Source organism: Microcystis sp. LE19-41.2A (assembly GCF_027530405.1).
GTDB lineage: Bacteria > Cyanobacteriota > Cyanobacteriia > Cyanobacteriales > Microcystaceae > Microcystis > Microcystis aeruginosa.
Genome location: NZ_JAPZQJ010000068.1, coordinates 1 through 3,285, shown reverse-complemented (window position 1 = coordinate 3,285; position 3,285 = coordinate 1). Strand labels below are relative to the sequence as shown.

2 protein-coding genes are annotated in these 3,285 nt (G+C 42.7%); both read left to right on the top strand.

What is annotated here, in order from left to right; all coding sequences use genetic code 11:
- Positions 1–54 precede the first annotated feature (54 nt).
- The gene (locus O9290_RS02940) at positions 55–1,269 is read left to right on the top strand and encodes an ISL3 family transposase (RefSeq protein ID WP_288086693.1); all 1,215 of its coding nucleotides are present in this window, start codon (positions 55–57) and stop codon (positions 1,267–1,269) included.
- A gap of 534 nt (positions 1,270–1,803) precedes the next feature.
- Positions 1,804–2,994 carry a class I SAM-dependent methyltransferase gene (locus O9290_RS02935; RefSeq protein ID WP_288054823.1) on the top strand — a complete coding sequence of 397 codons (1,191 nt, stop codon included), beginning with the start codon at positions 1,804–1,806 and terminating at the stop codon, positions 2,992–2,994.
- Positions 2,995–3,285: the final 291 nt, after the last annotated feature.

Here is a 3,285-nt window from a genome sequence, read left to right as displayed (position 1 = left end):
TAGACAATTGAGTTAAGATTTGATATAATAGCCAAAAACCCGAGTATTTTACTTATGATGCTTGACAAATTTTTGAACCTAAAAGGAACGTCTATTCAAGGCTATCTACACCTAGAAAATATCGGTATAGTTTGCCGAATTGAATCGAAAAATCAAAAAGCAATCTGTCCTCGTTGTGGGTTAGAGAGCGATAAACTACACCAAAATCATCGACATTTAGTCAAAGATTTACCAATCTCAGGACAACCAGTGTACCTACAAGTTAATCGTCGTCAATTTAAGTGCGATAATTGTCGAAAACCCTTTAGTGAAGAGTTAGATTTTGTCGCCAAGAAACGAACCTATACGAAAAGACTAGCCGAGAATATACTCGAACAATTAAAAGAAGGAGATATTTTAAATGTTAGCCGAAGAAATGACGTAACGGAAGAAGAGATTCAAAGAATGATAGAGGACATCGCCGAAGAAATTACAGAGCCAGACCTATCGGAATTAAAAAGACTAGGAATTGATGAAATCGCTCTAGTCAAAGGGCAAAAAAATTACTGTGCAGTTTTAGTAAATTTAGATACGGGAAAACTAATAGCTATTCTAGAGAAGCGAACACAAGAAGAATTGAGGGAAACGCTTACAGGGTGGGGAAAAGAGGTGTTAGAGCAAATTGAAGAAGTCAGCATAGACCTTTGGTTGCCCTATAAAAATTTGGTGAAAGAATTGATGCCATCGGCCGAGGTAGTCGCCGATAGATTCCATGTAATGAAACAAATTAATCAAGAGTTAGACGAACAAAGAAAAGCAGAAAAAAGAGCCGTAGAAGCGCAGAAAAATAAAAAACAGAAAGCGGAAAAAGAAGCGAAGCTAGAAGTTTTAAAGCGAAGTAAATATAGCCTGTTAAAAAATGAAGAAGATTTAACGGAACCCCAAAAAATTAAACTAGAAGCTATCAAAAAAAAATTCCCAAATTTGAAAAAGATGCAGGAATTAAACGAAGAATTAAGAACGATTTATGGAACCTCAAATAATCCGACAGAGGGACTGCTATCCATCTCGGAATGGTTGGCAAAATCCTCCAGTGTTTTTACCAAGAGTTGTCAAACAATCCGAAACTGGTTTGGAGAAATCATTAGTTATTTCGAGCGAAGGACAACGAATGGGGTGGTCGAGGGAATCAACAATAAACTGAAACTAATAAAACGGAGAGGCTATGGCTTGAGAAACTTTCGGAATTTTTGGGTTAGAAGTATGTTATCTTGGCATCTTGTCTGTTGATTTAGCATAAAGAGTAACGAAGAGCCCATTTAATTGATTAATGCTCATTCTTAATTCTCCTGACGACCGGCTACTGGCTCGGAGACTCCTAACCCTAACAACAATTTTTGATTTTTACAAGAGGTCTATAGCGTTTCCTGTTGGCAAGAGGTACATTGTCGATGGTGAAAAGCTTAATCAGCAAAGGTTTAACTGTGCCACACAGGTGTGGGAAACGCTATATTTAGGGTTTGCTGAATAAATCTAACAACCTTGTTGGATAAGGTTTTTAGACTTTTTTTCCCTCAAAAAGTGCCGACCATTGGAGTGATTGGGGGGAAATTCCGGGACTTTTTCCCTGAAAATTAGGTAATTGACCACCTGAAAATCGGTAAAACCCCACACCCCACACCCCACACCCTACCCCCAGGAAAAACTTTTTGCCGCAAACCCTATTTACCCTCGACCAACTCAAAAAAACCCCAGCCGACTTTCCCGATCGCTGCCGTCTGTGAGACAATCGATCGAGTGTTATCCTAAACTCCGCCAATTTTCATGTCCGACGACGCTACTATTCGCACTGCTGTACAACGTCTCTACAATACCTATCCTTTCCCCCCCGAACCGCTCCTAGATGAACCTCCTCCCGGTTACAATTGGCGCTGGAATTGGATTGCTGCCTATAACTTTTGTTGTCATCGTAAACCCGAACGAGAGGATATCCGCATTCTCGATGCGGGTTGTGGTACTGGTGCGGGAACCGAATATCTGCTCGCGCTCAACCCTTTTGCTAATATAGTCGCTATAGATATCAGTGAAAAAGCCCTAGAAATCGCCAAAGAACGCTGTAATCGTTCTGGAGTCGCACCAAAACACCGAGGTTCTCTGGATTTTCACCATTTACCCCTTGAATCCGCCACTAATCTCCCCGGAGAATTTGATTTAATTAACTGCGTCGGGGTGCTGCACCATCTCCCGGACCCGATTAAAGGGATTCAATCCCTCGCGCAAAAACTGGCCCCCGGTGGTCTGCTGCACATTTTTGTCTATGCACAATTGGGCCGCTGGGAAATCCAGTTAATGCAATCGGCGATCGCACTTTTGCAAGGAGACCGGCGCGGGGATTATAAAGATGGGGTCGCTGTCGGCCGAGAGATTTTTGCCTCCCTACCAGAAAATAATCGCATTTTGAAACGGGAAAAAGAGCGTTGGTCAATGGAAAATCATCGCGATGAGTCCTTCGCTGATATGTACGTTCACCCCCGGGAAGTGGACTATAATATCGATACCCTTTTTCAACTGATTGATGCGTCAGGATTAGCCTTTATTGGCTTTTCTAACCCTTCCTACTGGCAATTAGAGCGTTTATTGGGTAAATCCCCCGAATTGATGGCTAGAGCGCAAAATTTAGGGGAAAGGGAACGTTATCGCTTGACGGAATTATTAGACCCGGAAATCACCCACTATGAATTTTTCCTCGCTAAACCACCGATTTTGACTGCCGATTGGTCCAGGGATCAAGTCCTCGAGAATGCAGTGGCCGAAGTTCATCCCTGTCTTTACGGTTGGCCTAGTGCAAGTGTTCTAGATTACGATTATCGGCCGGTTAATCTCTCGGAGAGAGAATTTGCTTTTTTACAAGCTTGTGATGGTCGTTTAACCGTGGGAGCAATCGATGCTCAAGTTGGTTTAGGATTAACTGGTGTGCGTTCTTTACAACAGCGCCAACTACTGATTTTAAGTTAGGGAAAATTTGGGGATGTTAGAGATAGCGTACCTTGGCAATGGGTAACTTTTAAACTAACTTGGCTAAATTTTGCCAAAACTTCTTTTTTCCTAACAATTATCCCCCTCCTGTCCCCATGGTTTCAGCCCCAGAACTAACTGGGGCTGAATTTTGACATCCTCACCGCCGTAAACGGACGGTGATTCCTCACCACGCCACCTTTTTAGGATGGTCGTTGAATGGGGTTGACGCTTCACAGGATGCTGCTACCTTAGCGGTAGTCTTACGCTTTCCGACCCGTCCGTTTTGAG

Excerpts from the sequence above, each read along its gene's own strand:
- O9290_RS02935 (WP_288054823.1), top strand. The coding sequence starts at position 1,804 with ATGTCCGACGACGCTACTATTCGCACTGCTGTACAACGTCTCTACAAT.
- O9290_RS02940 (WP_288086693.1), top strand. The coding sequence starts at position 55 with ATGATGCTTGACAAATTTTTGAACCTAAAAGGAACGTCTATTCAAGGC.